This window comes from Methanocaldococcus sp. FS406-22, from assembly GCF_000025525.1.
Classification (GTDB): Archaea; AGJL01; Methanococci; order Methanococcales; family Methanocaldococcaceae; genus Methanocaldococcus.
In genome coordinates this window covers 1,208,048-1,225,295 of record NC_013887.1, presented here as the reverse complement: position 1 = coordinate 1,225,295, position 17,248 = coordinate 1,208,048, and the positions used below count along the sequence as shown (strand labels likewise).

21 protein-coding genes and 1 CRISPR repeat array (1 of these 22 only partly in view) are annotated in these 17,248 nt (G+C 31.1%); of the genes, 5 read left to right on the top strand and 16 right to left on the bottom strand.

Translation table 11 applies throughout. The annotated features are described in order from the left end of the window. Positions 1-67: 67 nt before the first annotated feature. Both MFS40622_RS06245 and MFS40622_RS06240 read right to left on the bottom strand, forming a co-directional pair. On the bottom strand, positions 68-910 hold the full coding sequence (locus MFS40622_RS06245) for a VWA domain-containing protein (RefSeq protein WP_048197494.1): 843 nt from the start codon (positions 908-910) through the stop codon (positions 68-70). Between the two features lie 107 nt (positions 911-1,017). Further along, positions 1,018-2,106, bottom strand: coding sequence for an ATP-binding protein (locus tag MFS40622_RS06240; RefSeq protein ID WP_012980834.1), 1,089 nt, complete (start codon positions 2,104-2,106; stop codon positions 1,018-1,020). A gap of 144 nt (positions 2,107-2,250) precedes the next feature. Here MFS40622_RS06240 and MFS40622_RS06235 point away from each other — a divergent pair, with 144 nt between their 5' ends. Then, positions 2,251-2,970, top strand: coding sequence for a metallophosphoesterase (locus MFS40622_RS06235; RefSeq protein ID WP_012980833.1), 720 nt, complete (start codon positions 2,251-2,253; stop codon positions 2,968-2,970). Positions 2,971-2,972: 2 nt separating this feature from the next. Here MFS40622_RS06235 and MFS40622_RS06230 read toward each other — a convergent pair whose 3' ends face one another. From MFS40622_RS06230 to MFS40622_RS06215, 5 genes are all read right to left on the bottom strand, one after another. Continuing rightward, positions 2,973-3,134, bottom strand: a complete 162-nt coding sequence (locus tag MFS40622_RS06230; RefSeq protein WP_012980832.1) for a preprotein translocase subunit Sec61beta — start codon at positions 3,132-3,134, stop codon at positions 2,973-2,975. Further along, complete coding sequence (gene coaBC / locus MFS40622_RS06225) at positions 3,131-4,327, bottom strand: bifunctional phosphopantothenoylcysteine decarboxylase/phosphopantothenate--cysteine ligase CoaBC (RefSeq protein ID WP_012980831.1); 1,197 nt, start codon at positions 4,325-4,327, stop codon at positions 3,131-3,133. Before coaBC ends, MFS40622_RS06230 begins: the two co-directional genes overlap by 4 nt. 7 nt (positions 4,328-4,334) lie before the next feature. Beyond that, positions 4,335-4,493, bottom strand: a complete 159-nt coding sequence (locus MFS40622_RS09595) for a hypothetical protein (protein ID WP_012980830.1) — start codon at positions 4,491-4,493, stop codon at positions 4,335-4,337. A 2-nt stretch (positions 4,494-4,495) separates the two neighbouring features. After that, positions 4,496-5,299 (bottom strand): aspartate dehydrogenase, encoded by an 804-nt coding sequence (locus MFS40622_RS06220; RefSeq protein ID WP_012980829.1) that lies wholly within the window; start codon positions 5,297-5,299, stop codon positions 4,496-4,498. A 126-nt stretch (positions 5,300-5,425) separates the two neighbouring features. Continuing rightward, positions 5,426-5,695 carry a PRC-barrel domain-containing protein gene (locus tag MFS40622_RS06215; RefSeq protein ID WP_012980828.1) on the bottom strand — a complete coding sequence of 90 codons (270 nt, stop codon included), beginning with the start codon at positions 5,693-5,695 and terminating at the stop codon, positions 5,426-5,428. Positions 5,696-5,777: 82 nt separating this feature from the next. On the opposite strand from MFS40622_RS06215, the gene MFS40622_RS06210 reads away from it, so the two are divergent. Both MFS40622_RS06210 and MFS40622_RS06205 read left to right on the top strand, forming a co-directional pair. After that, entirely contained in the window at positions 5,778-7,493 is a 1,716-nt protein-coding gene (locus MFS40622_RS06210) for a bifunctional NADP phosphatase/NAD kinase (RefSeq protein ID WP_012980827.1), read from the top strand. A gap of 5 nt (positions 7,494-7,498) precedes the next feature. Further along, entirely contained in the window at positions 7,499-8,032 is a 534-nt protein-coding gene (locus MFS40622_RS06205; protein WP_012980826.1) for a hypothetical protein, read from the top strand. 2 nt (positions 8,033-8,034) lie between these two features. On the opposite strand, the gene MFS40622_RS06200 is transcribed toward MFS40622_RS06205, so the two are convergent. From MFS40622_RS06200 to MFS40622_RS06180, 5 genes are all read right to left on the bottom strand, one after another. Further along, a complete protein-coding gene (locus MFS40622_RS06200) occupies positions 8,035-8,835 on the bottom strand; it encodes an indole-3-glycerol-phosphate synthase (RefSeq protein WP_012980825.1) in 801 nt (266 codons plus the stop codon). Between the two features lie 217 nt (positions 8,836-9,052). Continuing rightward, positions 9,053-9,502, bottom strand: coding sequence for a cell division protein SepF (gene sepF / locus MFS40622_RS06195; protein ID WP_012980824.1), 450 nt, complete (start codon positions 9,500-9,502; stop codon positions 9,053-9,055). A gap of 4 nt (positions 9,503-9,506) precedes the next feature. Beyond that, the gene (locus MFS40622_RS06190) at positions 9,507-10,064 is read right to left on the bottom strand and encodes an Era-like GTP-binding protein (RefSeq protein ID WP_012980823.1); all 558 of its coding nucleotides are present in this window, start codon (positions 10,062-10,064) and stop codon (positions 9,507-9,509) included. Positions 10,065-10,101: 37 nt separating this feature from the next. Further along, on the bottom strand, positions 10,102-11,004 hold the full coding sequence (mmp11, locus tag MFS40622_RS06185; RefSeq protein WP_012980822.1) for a methanogenesis marker protein 11: 903 nt from the start codon (positions 11,002-11,004) through the stop codon (positions 10,102-10,104). 118 nt (positions 11,005-11,122) lie between these two features. Then, positions 11,123-11,539, bottom strand: a complete 417-nt coding sequence (locus MFS40622_RS06180) for a CBS domain-containing protein (RefSeq protein WP_012980821.1) — start codon at positions 11,537-11,539, stop codon at positions 11,123-11,125. Between the two features lie 382 nt (positions 11,540-11,921). Here MFS40622_RS06180 and MFS40622_RS06175 point away from each other — a divergent pair, with 382 nt between their 5' ends. Then, positions 11,922-12,608: a hypothetical protein gene (locus MFS40622_RS06175; protein ID WP_232217804.1), complete on the top strand. Its 687-nt coding sequence runs from the start codon at positions 11,922-11,924 to the stop codon at positions 12,606-12,608. A gap of 37 nt (positions 12,609-12,645) precedes the next feature. Here the strand turns inward: MFS40622_RS06175 and MFS40622_RS06170 are convergent, their stop codons facing one another. Both MFS40622_RS06170 and MFS40622_RS06165 read right to left on the bottom strand, forming a co-directional pair. Continuing rightward, a complete protein-coding gene (locus tag MFS40622_RS06170) occupies positions 12,646-13,416 on the bottom strand; it encodes a ParA family protein (RefSeq protein ID WP_012980819.1) in 771 nt (256 codons plus the stop codon). Positions 13,417-13,435: 19 nt separating this feature from the next. Then, complete coding sequence (locus MFS40622_RS06165; protein ID WP_012980818.1) at positions 13,436-13,756, bottom strand: winged helix-turn-helix transcriptional regulator; 321 nt, start codon at positions 13,754-13,756, stop codon at positions 13,436-13,438. Between the two features lie 230 nt (positions 13,757-13,986). Here MFS40622_RS06165 and MFS40622_RS06160 point away from each other — a divergent pair, with 230 nt between their 5' ends. After that, complete coding sequence (locus MFS40622_RS06160; RefSeq protein ID WP_012980817.1) at positions 13,987-14,754, top strand: DUF2226 domain-containing protein; 768 nt, start codon at positions 13,987-13,989, stop codon at positions 14,752-14,754. Positions 14,755-14,758: 4 nt separating this feature from the next. Here MFS40622_RS06160 and MFS40622_RS06155 read toward each other — a convergent pair whose 3' ends face one another. Both MFS40622_RS06155 and MFS40622_RS06150 read right to left on the bottom strand, forming a co-directional pair. After that, positions 14,759-15,493, bottom strand: coding sequence for a Nif3-like dinuclear metal center hexameric protein (locus MFS40622_RS06155; protein ID WP_012980816.1), 735 nt, complete (start codon positions 15,491-15,493; stop codon positions 14,759-14,761). Between the two features lie 2 nt (positions 15,494-15,495). After that, the gene (locus MFS40622_RS06150) at positions 15,496-16,089 is read right to left on the bottom strand and encodes a HemK2/MTQ2 family protein methyltransferase (RefSeq protein WP_012980815.1); all 594 of its coding nucleotides are present in this window, start codon (positions 16,087-16,089) and stop codon (positions 15,496-15,498) included. Between the two features lie 113 nt (positions 16,090-16,202). Then, positions 16,203-17,248: direct repeats of the CRISPR family, unit length 29 nt; unit sequence GTTTCCATACCGAATCGGTCTGATTTTAA; it runs 535 nt beyond the window's last position.

The window sequence follows — 17,248 nt, the reverse complement described above, 5'->3', positions numbered from 1 at the left end:
ATTCATCTGTGGTGTTTATTAAATTATTATCTAAGCTGATTGAGAAGATAGATTTTATTGAAATAAGTTAGAAGTTGATTTCTAAGCTCTTACAAATATCTAAGATTTTTTCTTCACTTAACTCCTCTATTTTATAATACTTAAATCCAAATCTATTGGCTATCTCTCTTCCAATCCCTATTTTTATAAATGATTGCGGCTCAGTATCTATCAATATAACGTTAATGCACTTCTCAGCTATCTTCTCACACGCATCAAAAACCTCTTTAACATAATCTCCTTTAACAGCTACATTCGGCTTGAAATCACTTATTACAATCATTATTGGGATGATATTTGGATTTTTTCTAAGCTCTCTGTCAAAGACCTCATAGCTCTTAATAAATGCATCAGCCAAAGGAGTTTTCCCTCCAGTTGGTAAATCTTTAAGTAGTTTCTCTCCAAGCTCTACTGAGGATGTAAAAGGTAAAATCAACTCAGCTCTATCTTTTCTAAATGCAATCATTCCAATTTTGTTCCTCTTTTGATAGGCATCTAAGAGTAGAGAGATTATAGCCCCTTTTGCGGCTTCCATTCTTCTCATAGCTCCCATTGAACCACTCACATCAACAACAAACAATATATGGGATGATATCTTCCTCTGTCTAACCTTTTCTACAATATCTTCTTTTTCTAAGTAGATAGCTAATTTTTTATTGGATTTTTCTCTTCTTCTTTTTTGGTGTATTGCCGCTCTTCTAAATGTAGCATCGAAGGCAATATCGGAAGTTTTATCCTTTGGGAGCTTGAATTTTACATACCTCCCTCTCTTGCTGTAGCTTTTAATATGCCTTCCAGAGCCATATCTATGGATATTATCTTTAAGCTTAAATTGTATAAGCTTGGGATTTACTTTAAAGCTCTCATCTATGCCAAACGTTCTTTCAAAGTCCCCGGGTGTATCTTCATTTTGGTTATTAGAGTTGTTATTATTATTTTGATTATTTGAATCCTCATTTTCTTCTTCAAACTCATTTCTTATTTCATCATGTTTTTTTTTACGTCATCATTTTTTTGCTCTTCCTTTTCTTCTTCATTATTATTTTTTTGCTGTTTAAACTCATTAATCATCTGCTCCAACTTCTCTTTGTTTAATTGTGGTGGTTCAAATGGTTTTCTTCTCATTCTGTGAGGTAGAGCTAACTCCATAGCCTCCTTGACATCATCTATAGTTACATAAGTCCTTCCGTTATAGGCAGCTAAAGCTTTAGCTGTTCTAACAACAGTTATATCGGCCCTATTTGTTTGAATTCCTAACTCAATACAAACTTTTGATATAAATTCTAAGAGTTCATCGCTTATCTCAACTTTATTTAAAATTTCTCTTGCTTTAATTATTTTTTCTCTTAATTTTTTCTGTTCTTCTTCAAATTTTTTATAGAACTCTTCTGGATTGTTGTTAAATTCCTCAACCCTCTTTATAACCTCTACTCTATCTTTAACATCATTTAATCCTTCAACATCAACCATTAAACCAAATCTATCCAAAATTTGAGGTCTTAACTCCCCCTCCTCTGGATTCATAGTTCCTACTAATATAAATCTTGAAGGATGCTTTATCTTAACTCCCTCTCTCTCAATGATGTTCCAACCCATTGCTGCAACATCCAATAAAACATCAATTATATGGTCATCCAATAAATTAACTTCATCAATGTAGAGGATGTTTCTATTTGCCTCTGCCAAAATTCCCGGCTCTAATGCTTTAATTCCTTCTTTTATAGCTTTTTCTATGTCAAGAGTTCCAATAACTCTATCTTCAGTAGCTCCAATTGGAAGATTAACAACCTTCATCTTCTTTTTTGTTACTTTTAGCTCTCCTCTCTCTTTCTTTTCTTTGCAGATATCACACAACTCTCCATTTGGGTCGCAGTTGAATGGGCATCCTTCAACAACTTCAATCTCTGGCAATAAATCAGCTAAAGCTCTAACTGCAGTGGATTTTGCTGTTCCTTTCTCTCCCCTAATTAAAACTCCACCAATCTTTGGATTTATAGCATTTAGAATTAAAGCCTTCTTCATCTTTTCCTGTCCAACGATTGCAGTGAATGGATAAATATACTGCATGATTATCACACTTTTTAATACTAATTTTTAATTTTTATGATGACAATAATACTTTTTATATTATCTTAGGATGTTAGCTCAACTTATATTTAAATGTTACTGAGATAAAGTTAATTTTAGCGATAATCCTAAAGGTGTATAAATATGATTGCAGTAATTAGTGACATTCATTCTAACTTAGAGGCTTTAAAGGCAGTTTTAGAAGATATAAAGAGTAAGGGCATTAAAGAAATTGTGTGCTTAGGAGATATTGTTGGTTATGGAGCAAATCCAAATGAATGCATTGAATTAATAAAAGAACTCAAATGTAAGTGTGTAGTTGGAAATCATGACTATGGAGTTTTAGGAAAAGAGAGCTTAGATTACTTCAATACCTATGGAATTATTGCAATACTATGGACTAAAAATGTTATAAAGCCTGAAAATTTAAACTTTTTAGATTCTCTGCCTCTGATTATTGAAGAAAAGATAAAAGGTAAAAAAGTTATCTTTTCACATGCAAATCCTAAGTATCCAGAGATTTGGGAATATTTATTTCCAGATTACGTTGATGATGCCTTTGACTGCGGAGATTTGATATTTATTGGACATTCTCATATACCATTTGTAAATTCTGAAGAAGGAAATTTATTGGTTCATGAAGGGAAGATATACTTAGATGATGATAAAAAATATCTAATAAACCCCGGAAGTGTAGGACAGCCAAGGGATGGAATAAATAAGGCAAGTTATTGTATCTTTGATGAAGAAAATTTTAAAATAGAGATTGTTAGAGTTGAATATGACATCAAAGAGGCTTATGAGAAAATTGTTAAAAATGGATTGCCAGAATGGTTAGGAGAGAGATTATTTTTAGGAAGATAATTTTAAATAAATCTACCATAGGTTAAAATTGCCTCAATAATTACAAATGCTACAGTAAGCCCAATAACATGCTCTGGTTTAACTCTAACCTTTGAGAATGTTTCATCCATGTATCTTATCAATCCAGCACTTGTTGCCAATCCAGTTTCTTCTCTTTTACTCATGATTTCACCAATTTTTTAACTTTTTCCACAATCTTTTCAGCAACCTCTTTTTTAGAGCCAGAGATTTTTTTAACATCTTCTTTTGTTACAATATAAACCTTGATATAGTCATCTCCAAAGTAGTGCTTACTTAAATCGTTGGCAATAATCATATTTAAGTTATATTTATTTAATCTCTCCTTAGCCCTATTTATAAGCTCCTCCTCATTTAAATTATACTCTGCTTTAAATCCAATAATTATCTTATCCTTATAAATCTTCCTCAACTCTTCTAAAACCTTTGGATTTTTCTTTAGCTTTAATATTGGCTCTTCTTCAGAGCTCAACTTTCCTTCAAATGCCTCAACTGTAAAATCAGATATTGCTGCTGATGAGACGATAATATCAAAGTCCTTAGCAAGCTCTATAGCTTTATTTAGCATCTCTTTGGCAGTTAAAACCTTATGGCTCTTTATATAATAAGGAGGCTCTAAACCCATAGCTGTTATGACCTCAACATAAAATCCTTCTCTACAGAAAGCCTCAGCTAATGCAACACCCATCTTTCCAGATGATAAATTTGTTATAACTCTAACTTTATCTATAAACTCAACAGTCCCTCCATTTAATATTAAAACTCTGTTTCCCTCTTTTTTTAAGTTGTTTCCAATGATGTCAATTACTGCTTTAACAACGTCCTCTATACTTGCAACTTTTGCCTTCCCTTCCTCAAACTTTGGTGATATTACATAAATGTTATCTTTCTCTTTAAGCTCATCTATATGCCTTTTAATGGCATTGAACATGTTTTCATGCATTGCTGGGACAATAATTATTGGTTTATTTCCAAAAAACATTAAAGCTGTTGTATTTACAATATTATCAGCAATTCCTAAGTTTATTTTTGAGATTATATTGGCCGTTGCTGGGTATATTAAGAGGCAGTCGCACTCATTATAAAGCAGTATATGTTCAATATCTCCAGTTATCTCCTCATAAACCTCATTTCCACAACCAAATTTTAAAGCATCTTTGCCAATAATTTTTTTAGTTTCTTCTGTAATGATGCAATAAACCTCTGCTCCATGCCTTATTAACTCTCTCAGCAACTTTGGTGTTTCTATAGCGGCTATTGATGAAGTTACAGCAACCAAGATTTTTTTACCTTCTAAGAGTTTTGATTTAGTCCCTTTTAATAGTTTAGTTGGATGCATGATCTCACTATTTTTCTTTTAAATTTATAACCTTCCGACATTTTGGGCAAATAACTCTTTCTCCAACACATTTAAATTCATAAGAGCAGTTTGGGCATTTAATCTCTTTTATAAAGTCATCTAAGCTATCTAAATCAATAACTGTAAAGCTCTCTATCTCTTCCATAGTTAGACACCTATCTTTATAGGATCAGCCAAATCTCTAATCAATCTAACGGCAGAATAGGCAGCTAATGCAGAAGTCCTTGGATTTTCTTCAAATGGAACATTTTCCACACAAACCTTTAAAGTTCCTATAGAGCTTTTAACTAATATCTCATGCCTGTTTAGCTTTGCATTTGGGTCTGCAACAATAACAACCTTTGCTGGAAACTCTGTAGCCAATGATAAAGTAACTGCAACGTTTATATTTGCTGGAAATTTCTTTATTGCATCAAAAACATCTCCTTCAAAAACTACAACTGGCTCTTTTATCTCATCTACCTTATAACCAAGATTTTTTAAGGCATCCTCTAAGGCAGCAACTGGTTTTGTAGTTTTTAAAACAACCTCTCCTATCTCTCCCAATCTCAGAGCTTTTATGGCATCTAAGCCACCAATAGCTCCAGATGGAATATAAATTTTCTTTCCAACACTCTTAGCTAAGTTTTTTAATTTTAAAAACAGCTCTTTATCTGCTAATGCTCCAACACTCATTATTAAAACATCTTTATTGTTTATTAAAGATTTTTCTGCAATTTCTTCAACTGCCTTTATTGATGCTGCCTCAACAACTAAATCCAAATCCTCTTTAACCAACTCATCTACACTACCACAAATCTTAGCTCCAGTCATCTCAGATAGTTTTCCAGCTTTATCTAAATTTCTATCATAGACAGCAGAGATTTTAGCATTTTTTATAGTGCCATCTAAAACCTTTTTTGAAATAAAACTGCCAATAGCTCCACAGCCAACAATACCAATTTTAAGCATTATCTATCCCTCCTAAAAAACAATAAAACAAAATTCTTGATAAATAATGTCTATTCCTGATTTAATTTATTCAAATATTATCTTGTGAATTTTATTACTTTTGAAAACCACTATTAAAAACAAAAATTATTTCTTTAAAAATCCATAACCAGAATCTGCAGGTGGTTTGACCAATATTATATTCCCTATGGCTGTGATTAAATTGAATGGTAAAACAACTTTCTTAGAAGGGTCGGTAACATAATCTTTTAGGCATCCATTTTGAATGTCTGAGACAATTATTCCACTGATAACCCCTTTATTCAAATCGAGCATTACATCATAGACCTTCCCAACGTATATGGCTGTCGTTGTGTATATTGGTTTATCTAAAATGTCACTAACTCTAATTGCCATTACTATCCCCCTAATTTTTATAATCCTTTAACTTAAAAAATTCTATTTAGCTATGTTTATTTAAATGTTTTGTGTGGTAATTATGGAAGGCTTTAAAATTGCGATGAAGGTAGTTGAGGAGATTGGTAAAAAGATAAAACCCTTAATTGGCTGGGAAAAGGCAGATGAAGTGGTTAAGATAGGGGCAGATGGAACACCAACAAAAAGAATAGATGTAATTGCTGAAAATATGGCAATAAATATTTTAGAGAAGTTTAATGGAGGAATTTTAATAAGTGAAGAAATTGGATTGAAAGTTGTGGGTAATGATTTAGATTACATCTTTGTCTTAGACCCAATAGATGGAACATACAACGCTTTAAAATCTATCCCCATATATTCAACTTCAATAGCAGTAGCAAAAATTAAAGGAGAGGATAAAAAGTTAATTAGAGAAAATATTAACAATGTTGATTGGATTAAAAGTTTTATATCCAATAACTATACAATAAATGACTTATATGTAGGAATTGTGAAGAACTTGGCCACCGAAGATTTATATTATGCTATTAAAGGGGAGGGAAGTTTCTTAGAAAAAGATGGAGAAAAAATTAGAATAGAGGCAAAAGATACAAAAGATTTAAAAGAAGCATCTGTTGGATTGTTTGTTTATGGACTGTCTAATGATTTATTGGAATTTTTAAAAGGGAGAAAGGTTAGGAGGATTAGGCTATTTGGCTCTATGGCTTTGGAGATGTGTTATGTTGTTAGTGGGGCGTTGGATGCTTATATAAATGTAAATGAAAATTCTCGACTCTGCGATATAGCTGGGGCTTATGTTATCTGCAGAGAGGGAAATGTTATAATAACAAACAAAAATGGGAAGCCATTAAATATGAAATTACATTTAATGGAGAGAACATCTTTAATCGTTAGCAACAAATATTTGCATAAAAAGCTTATAGCCCTATTTGGTAATAAGTGGGCTATAAAACCAGCGAAATTTGGAATAGTTGTTAGGGAGGATAAAGAAGAGGCAATTAACTTAGCTATAGAGATTTGTAAATATCTAAAAGATAGAAATATCCCATATTGTGTTGAGGACTTTTTAAGGGAGAGAGTTGGAGGAGATAGGTTTGATATATCAACAATTTCTCATATCATAGCCATTGGTGGAGATGGAACAATACTTAGGGCTTCGAGATTGGTTAATGGAGAGACCATACCAATAATAGCAGTAAATATGGGAAAAGTTGGGTTTTTAGCTGAGTTTTATAAAGAAGAGATTTTTGAAGTAATTGATAAAGTTATTAAAGGAGAGTACGAGATAGAAAAAAGAAGCAAACTGTCGTGTAAAATAATAAAAGACAATAGAGTTATAAAAACGCCCTCTGCCTTAAATGAGATGGTGGTTATTACAAAAAACCCTGCAAAAATTTTAGAATTTGATGTATATGTTAATGATACGTTTGTTGAAAATGTTAGGGCGGATGGGATAATTATCTCAACACCAACTGGTTCAACAGCCTATTCTTTAAGTGCTGGAGGCCCTATAGTTGAGCCAAACGTTGATTGCTTTATAATATCTCCAATATGTCCATTTAAGTTATCTTCAAGGCCTTTAGTAGTTTCTGGTTCAAATAAGATTAAACTAAAGCTTAAATTAGAAAAACCAGCTTTATTAGTGATTGATGGAAGTGTTGAATATGAAATAAATAAAGATGATGAGCTAATCTTTGAAAAATCTGATAGTTACGCTTATTTTGTAAAGGGGCAGAGTTTTTATGATAAGTTGAATAGATGCTTTGGTATAATGTGATTTTTATGATTGTTGAATTAAATAAAATTGTTAGCTGGAAAGAGATTGAAAAAATAAAAGAAATGGCTAAAGATGACATTGTTATTGTTAGAATACCTAAAAGTGTCTATAACAACAAAAAAATGAAGTATAAAATAGAAGTTTTAAAAGAAATTCCCACCGTTGTGATAAATATAGAGGAAAAACCAAGAGGGAGAAAAATAAAAATTCCAGAGAGTGTTTTAAATAAAGCCATTGATTTGTTGAAGGAGAGAAGTTTAACTGAGGTAGCAGAGCTTTTAGCTATTCCCGAAACAACTCTCTACTACCATTTTGAAAAACACAAGGAAAAAATTAATAAAGAGAGGGAAGAGTTTAAAATGCAAAAATTAAAGCAGTTGCTTTGGGAGTATAAGGAGATGATTATAAATAAGGGCTTTTATAATGCTGAAATGGAGTTGAAATTCTTAGAGTTGGAGTTAAAGATTAACAATAAAGAGTTTGATGAGGCAAAAAAGATTTTAAACGAAATTAAATATAGAATAAAAAAGAAAAAATAGTTTCACCTTTCAACCAATTCCATAACTTTTTCTTTTATATTTTCACTTTCCATTATTGAAGAACCAATTAAAGCAGCGTCAGTAAATTTTAAAATATAATTTAACTGCTCTTTTGTATATATTCCACTTTCTCCAACTTTTAGTTTAGATTTAGGGATTAATGGAGCTAATCTCTCAGTTGTTGATAAATCAATCTTTAATGTTTTTAAATCTCTATTGTTTATGCCAATAATCTTAGCTCCAGCATCTAAGGCTATCTCTATCTCATCCTTGTCATGTGTCTCAACTAAACATTCCAAATTATTTTCTTTAGCGTAATCTAAAAACTCCCCAACATCTTCTTTTAATGCTGAAACAATTAATAAAACTGCATTAGCTCCAATCTCACTGGCTATATCGATTTGATAAAAATCAACAATAAAATCTTTCATTAATATGGGAATATTTACTTCTCTCGCAACAATTAAATTATGATAACTCCCATTGAAATATTTCGGTTCTGTTAAGATAGATAAAGCAGTTGCTCCACCTTCTACCATTTCTTTGGCAATATTTTTTACATCTTCAAGATTCATTTCTCTAATGTTTCCTTTTGATGGAGATGATGGTTTAATTTCAGTGATTATTGGATTTTTTATTTCTTTGGCTTTTTTTATCGCTTTTGATAACTTTAATTTTTTCTTTTTTTCTACATCTATATTTAATTCATCAATAAGACTCCTTAAGTTTTTGATTATGTCTTTCCTCTTTTCTATCTCAATCAATTTTTTTCTATTTTTGACGATTTCATCTAAGACTTTCATAGTCTCACATTTTATAGTTTTTTGCAAAACTTATTAAGATTAAGAAAGGGAAAACCATTAAAGGTTTTTATCTAATCGAAGCGTTAGCTTCGAGCAATGAAAACCGTTAGGTTTTCATCTAACTTTTTTAAAAGTTTCTTCCCAAGATATTTTGTAAAAAACTATATGAAAAAAGAGTTCATATTTGAGATTTTAGAAACATTTAAAAAATAACAGTTTATCCATTTTTCTCTTCTTTTTCTCCTTTTACTTTTTTATTTTCTTTCATAGCGTTATTTTCTTCCTTCTTTTCTTTAATAAGTTTTTCTATTATAACATTTTTTGGAGTTATCAATAAATGTTCATCTCCTAAAGCCAATAACATTCCTCCGAATTTTGCAACCTCATTTCTCATCTTTCTGATAATTTCAATAAACTCATCGTCAATCTCTTTCTCTAAGTTGGGAGTTTTTGCTATAACGATATATCCTGCTTCAGCCATTACTATGGCATTTACAGCGTCTTTTTCATCTTCGATACTGCAAACCTTTATTGTTACCTTTTCTTCTTCAGCTGGAGTTATGGGAATTTCTTCAATTTCTCCTAAATAGTCATCTATAGATACTGGAGCTGGTGCTGAAAGATTTCCTTTTTTTTTGTCTAATAGCTTCTTTAACTTTTCTAACATTGCATCACCTTTTTAAATACTTAATAATGATGTCCAATAACTCCGGGATTCCTTCAAAAGTTTTTGCTGATACAAATATGGGCTTATTTTTTATTCTTCTTTCAACGTAGTTCTTTAAATTTTCTTTATTACTATCATTTAATAAATCACATTTATTGATTACTACTATAATAGGTTTTTGGTATCTGAACTTTAATAAGTGGTGGAGTCTCTCAAAGCTTCTTAATAATCCAACACTACCATCAATTACATGTATAATCATATCTGAATCGTTAATTTCTTCAAATGTCTTTTCTAAAACTTTTGGTGTCATAATTGGTGATTGTTTGTCTGTCGTTGTATATAAACCTCCCAAATCAACAAACACCAAATTTACAAATTCTGGCTCTTCCTTGATTCTTCCAATCTTTAATTTCCCCCAGTATCTTTTTATTGGCATTTTTGTAGTTCCACCAACTTCAGAAACCAATGAAACATACTTTCCAAACAATGCATTCATTATTGAAGATTTACCAGCATTTTCGGGGCCGATAATGGCTATTTTAAACTCTTTGTCTTCCATAGTCCCACAAAATATTTAATAGTTTTTGCAAAATTTATTATAATTTGATATCTTCGCACAACTTTGGAGCTAATGAGTGATGCTCTGCCAAACCCAAAGCAGCAACCGCTCCTATAATCCCTCCTTCTCCATTAATTGGAATTATTTTTATATTATTTCTTAAAGCTATGGATTTTGCTTCCTCTATTTTGACCATTTCTTTTTTAGCTTTTAATGCAAACAATTTCATGCTCTTTGAAGGAAAGAGGCCATAATAAACAGCCATTGCTGTTTCATCTGATAAACTTCTTTCTTTTAATAATTTTTTAATAAATTTATCTAACTTATATTTATATTCTGGATAGACAGCAAAACTTAAAGCGATAGAGACACAGTTTTGAGTTTTGTTTGGGTTACCGGGATAGAGTTGAACAATTGTATGGTCTAAATAATAACCTAAGTTATTTTTCTCAACTTCTAAACCAATTTCATGTGCTAAAACCCAAGTAGCTCCTTCTTCTTTTGTGTCAGTGTCATCAATACCAATGATAACCTTTTCCATTTTTGGGGTTACAACTTCTGCTCTCCCAAGTTTTGAACCCCCTCCTTTCTCTAAAATATTTACTTCAAGGACGTTTTTAGCCCCTTTCCTTAGCTCAGTTCCTACTCCTCCTCCAGCCAATCCCGCATAAACTATATGAACCCTATTATTTTCTACATACACTTCTTCAATCCCTGCAGCTGATAATGAAGGAACTAAGTTTAATTTCTCTTTGCCAATTTTTGTTACAAAGTGGTGTTTATTTCCTTCTCTCCATGCTGATAATATTAAAGGAGAGGTTCTTTTATACTGGTAGATAACCCATTCACTACCGTTTGGGCATGGGTGTTCTTCAACTATTTCAACAAGGTTTAAGGCATCATCTACCATTGCAATGACACTTTTATAATTTACTGACATAGTTTCACCATTATTTGTTACTAAGGAATTCCGAGCTTTAGCTCGGAGGAGAGCATACTTAAAAATTACGAAAATTGTAATAATATAATGAAAATAGCTAGATATTTATTAATAACATTTATATAATTTTTGAGATAGTCCTGATTATGTCTCCATCTGAAATTATTCCAACTAATTTGTTATTTTTATCGACTACTGGTAGTTGGTTAATAATTTCCTCTTTCTTTCCGTTGATATCCATCTTTTTAATGGCTTCTAATATATTATCATCTTCACGTATTGTAATTACATTCTTTGTCATCACATCTCCTATTGTTGTCTCTAATGTGTATCTATCCCTTATTAAATTATACCCAATATCAGTTGTTGTTACTATACCAATAACCTTGTTTTCATCATCTACTACAGGTAAAGAGCTAATTTTATATTTTAACATTTTTTCAAATGCTTCTACTACACCCTCATCTCTTTTTGCAGTTATTACATTTTTTGTCATTATATCTTTTACTTTTATATTTTTAAGGATATCAATCATCTATAACACCTAAAAAAAGTTTTAAAGTTTTGAAACAAAAATTTTTAAGTAATATTTTTACTAAAATTTTTTATAGTATTAATGTATATAACTTAGAATGGTCGAAAGTAAAATAGAAATATATTTATAAAATAAAAAACTAAACGTTTAATTTTTGATTAATATTTTAGGGGATTACTATGAACATATTCAAATTCCTCAGAAAAGATAAAAAATGCTATTTTTAATATTTGTCTGGACTGTTACTTTTATGTTTATATTTATCCCATTTCTTAAATTTCAAATGATTGGTTCAACCCATAAAATAAGTGCATATCCAAGTTTATCAGCCGTGTGTGGTCTTTTATTGGGTCCAATTTACGGATTTTTTGCAGTCGTGTTAGTGACATTAGTTTACTTCTTTTTTAATTCGAAGGCATTTTATTTTGGGATTTACTCTTTAATCCCTCCAGCATTGGCTGTTATATCTGCGGGAGCGTTATCTGAAGGAAAATGGAAATATGCTGCTATAATTTTAATTATGGGTTTATTGCTATTCTATTTAACAGATGTCGGTAGAGTGGCTTTTTGCAATCCCTGTCTTTCAATCCTTGCTTTATTACTTGTCCTCATTTTCAGAGAAAAGATAAGCAAATTATTGTTTAACAAAGATTATAAAAAATTGATAGTTGGGGCAATAATCTTATCATTCACATCAGTAATGGTAGACCACCTATATGGCTCAATTTTGGGAATTGTGTATTTAAACTTATCGGCAGAGGATTACATTTCAGTAATACCTATCTTTGTTAAAGAAAGATTAATAATGACTTTAATAGGAGCATTTTTTGTAATTTTTGCAGTGGAAATTAGTAAATGTTTCTTAAAACATGCTACAAAATTAAAGGAAAAATTGATAAAAAGCTATATTGATGAGGAGATAAAAATAAACTACAAAAATACATTCAATATTGATGAAGACCTATTAAAGAAATATAATGTTAAAATACCGTCAGAAGAAGAACAAAAAGAAATTTTGAAGACACTTGCAGAGGTAATGATATTAAATAATGATAAAGACAAAAACTAATTAAATTAGAATTAAGAGTTTGCTCCTGAGAAAGTCCTTATAGTAATGTACTTTCTTTTATTTTCTCAATGACCTTTGGAATGTCCCTTTCTTTTACCTCTTTTAGCTTTTCTAAAGCATCAACGATTTTGTTAATTTCTTCGGCAAATTTCCTGTCTAAAGAGGTTAGATAGACTATTTCTTTTTTTGCATAAGATTGCTCTACGAGAGAATTTTTATGGATTATGGAGATGCACTCCAATCCTAATATTTTCTTGATATCGTTAATTACACTCTCCGGTAAATCCTCGGCTTTGTTTATTATAAATCCTGCAGGTATGCTTTCTAGATAGTTCTTTCCAATGACTATTGTATTTATAGCCCCTTGCAAACTTGGACCAAAGGCAGTGTAATCTAAAACTGGGATGAAGTAGTCAGAAAGACCTAAAGCTAAGTACGTTTCAACACCACTTGATGTCGATGGAGCATCTATAAACACATAATCATAATCCCCCAACTCTTTGAATCTCTTTAAAATATTTATGTCGAATTTTAGATAATCAGCAAGTGATTTTCCAACTACCAATAATTCGATGTTATTAATTGGAGTTTTGATAATGGCATCTTTTATTGGGCGTTCTTCTTCGATAATGTCCGCTAAAAATATATTTGATTTCACATTTAGAAGATGGGATAAAGACTTTGAGCCTATATCTCCATCAATTAGTAAGATTTTTTTACCTCTGGTTGCTAAAGCTGCTGCAACATTTGCTGTAATAATTGTTTTTCCAGTTCCACCTTTTGCAATTGAGAATGTGATTACCTTCATTTGTATCCACCTGTAACGTTTATCTCTCTTTATCACCAAGCATTCCTATTATAATCTTAGGAATCTTTGCTTCTTTCCACTTTGCCTCCCATTTCATAATATCTTCAATAATCTCTATTGCCTCCTGTCCTTTCTTTGTTAGATAGTATTTACTTCCGTCTTTTTGTATTAGATTTTCTTCTTCTAATTCATTTAATCTCTCTGCTAATGTTCTTGTGCTTACCCCACATCCTTCCATATCTAAAGCATTTTTTATGCTTGTGAAAGAATTTACACCTTCCTTAATTTTATACAATATCTCTATCGTTCCCTTCTTTCCAAGAACATAGAAGATTGACATACTCTCACACTAAATTTATTTTAATAAAAAAATTTACTAAACTTTGATAATTTTTGGTATTTAATAATTAATAATTTTAGTTAAATTTCAAATCATATATAAAACTTTTCAGTTATTTTAAAGTGCATAATAATAGAATGTTGGTTAGGTTATCTTTTTATAGGGGTTTGGTGTATAACACCATGGACGGAAGGAAATTTCTTTCCGTAATATCTTGGCAGGGTGATGGAATGAAAAAAATAGAGATAATTCTCCCCCAAAACAAAATTTTGTACTGTTTAAATATTTTGAAAAGATATGCCATTATAGACGAGTATGTTCTTTCAGATATAAAAGAAAAAAGTAATAAAAAAATTGTCATTGAATATAGGGGGCAAATATATGAGACAGAGGTGTTAGAAGAATTTACAAAAATTGAAGCTATTGTAGATGAAGAGAAATTAAATGATGCCATACAAGATTTACTTGAAGTGTTAAAATCAGAAAATGGATGTGAAAAAATAATTGTTTGTGATGTATTGGATACGATTCCAAGAGTCCAAAAAAAGAAAATTAAAAAAACAAACACTGTGGAATTAAACACCATTGAGAGTGGAACACTGTCAAGGGATGAACTTTTAAAACAACTGGGAATTAAAGAACCAGATGAGGAATTTATAGAAAATCTAATAAAAGAGACTTTTGACTATGGCGAAGATACATTATTAACAGAAGATGAAATAAAGGATATAGAGCTTTCAATTGAAAATGAATTGGATAAAAATGTATTGTCAATTTTAAAAGACCAAGATTTAATTGAAGATTACGCTTTAAAAATTAAAATTGGACGATATAATAATAGATATATTTGCAAGTGCGATATAATAATAATACAGAAAAAATCTTTGGGAATTATTAAAAAACCTATAAAAACTGAGCCTATAAAAAATAGAATAATGGAAATTTTAAACTCTAAGCCATACAATATGGAATATGAAATTAACATTAAACTATACTAAAAATTTAAAAATCTAAGCTAACTATCTCCAAATCCAAATTTGAAGATAAAAATTCCTTAAATTTTTTTAATCCAAACACTTCAGTTGAGTAGTGCGTAGCATCAACAACAACTAAACCAAGCTCCTCAGCTAAAATTTTTGAGTGGTGAGTTAAATCTCCTGAAAGATAAACATCTGCTTTCTCAGCAACATACTTTATAGATGATTGAGATAAACCATAACCAGATAAAACGGCTAATCTAAAGTTATCTCCTACTTCTTTACTTTTAACAACAATAGGATTTTCATGGATGTGTTTTTTAGTTATCTCTAAAAATTCCTCAAATGTTCCTTTAAAAATCCCAACCCTCCCAAGTCCATTATCATACAATGGTTTTGGATTTTCTAAATTGTAAAGTTCAGCTAAAGCATCATTCAACCCATTTTTGCAGATATCCAAGTTTGTATGGGCAGAGTAAAGGATGATATCATTTTCCATCAATATCTTTAATTTTTTGTAAATAACTCCAGTGAAATTTCTTATTGGGTCTTTTAATATAGGATGATGAGTGAATAGAAAATCTACTCCCTCTTTTTTTGCTTTCTTAATCACTGATAGTGAAGGGTCTAAAGCAATGCCTAATTTTTTTACTTCTTTATTTAAATCATCTCCAACTTGCAAACCAATGTTATCTCCCTCAATAGCTAAATCTTTAGGAGCAAAGCTTTCAATAAACTCTATAATTTCTTTAGCTTTCATATTCATAACCTCCATGCATTTATAACTATAAGTTCTTCAAATGGAACTTTTAAACGGGCAGATATTTCAACTTTAAAACCAAGAGATTTCAGTTTATTTATTGTTTCCTTTTCTCCAGTTAAAGAACTCTGTAGAATTTGAGCCACTCCTCCCTTTTTTAAATAGTTTGGTAAGTTGTAAATAAACCTATCTAAAATTTCTCTCCCATCTTTTCCTCCATCAAATGCATAATTTAAGTAGCTGTTTATTTTATCATCCTCAGAGGTTGGCAGATATGGGGGGTTGAATAAGATGATGTCAAATTTTCCATTAACATTTTCGAATAAATCACTTTCAAAAAATAAAACATCAACATTATTTAGCTTAGCATTTTCTTTTGCCAATTTTACAGCATAAGGATTTATATCAACTCCAACGACTTTTTTAGCCCCTTTTTTTGCACATGCAATTGAAATTAATCCAGTTCCAATACCTATTTCTAAAACCTCTTTATTTTTAACATTGACGAGATTTTTTAGCAATAAGATAGAGTCTTCAGCTGGTTCATAAACTTCTGGGTGTAGTTTTAGTTTAATCCCTTCAATTTCTATTATCATCAGTTCTCACCAAAAAGAGATATGTGAGTTGGGAGTTTTAAATTTTGTTATTATATCTTTAGATGTGTGGATTTATAATGGTAAAAATAAATAATAATCCAAATCTCCTAATAATTTTTATACCGAATCGGTCTAATTCCATAGGGCTTTGCCCTATTGGTATACCCAGAATAGATTAAGGTGGGGCTTTCAGCCCCACATAATCTCTTTTAATATAACCGAATCGGTCTGATTTTAACTAAAATAGTGTGGATAAGTAGGCACCCACTGAAGGAAGAAAATCAGTTTCCATCCTCCAAGAGGTCTGATTTTAACATCTTGGTGATTTAGTTCACAGGGAGTTAGTTTCTGGAGGTTCGTTTCCATACCGAATCGGTCTTATTTTAACACTATATAAAGCTTTCGGTCGGCCTATAGGTTGTCATGTTTCCATACCGAATCGGTCTTATTTTAACTTAAGTGGTTTAATCTTGGTGGTGGGGCAGTGGCTGAGTTTCCATACCGAATCGGTCTGATTTTAATGATTTTGAGATTACTGTCAAGGTTGAAGGTAGGAAAGAAGTTTGGAAGTGTTTCCATACCGAATCGGTCTGATTTTAATTAATACTTGAAGAGCATATTTTTGAGTAAGAAGCTTGTTTCCATACCGAATCGGTCTGATTTTAATGGAGCAAATATATACCTATATCCAACGAGCGTTCAAACATGTTTCCATACCGAATCGGTCTGATTTTAATGGAGCAAATATATACCTATATCCAACGAGCGTTCAAACATGTTTCCATACCGAATCGGTCTGATTTTAATGGAGCAAATATATACCTATATCCAACGAGCGTTCAAACATGTTTCCATACCGAATCGGTCTGATTTTAATCTAATCGCATTCTTAGTTGCCCTACTGGTAAATATTGCCAGTTTCCATACCGAATCGGTCTGATTTTAATTAATACTTGAAGAGCATATTTTTGAGTAAGAAGCTTGTTTCCATACCGAATCGGTCTGATTTTAATTATCGTTAAGATACTTAAGATTTAAAATAGCAACTACCACGTTTCCATACCGAATCGGTCTGATTTTAATAGGGCGAAATGCCCTCCCCGAGCCACAAAGACAAAAGGCGTTTCCATACCGAATCGGTCTGATTTTAATTATCGCT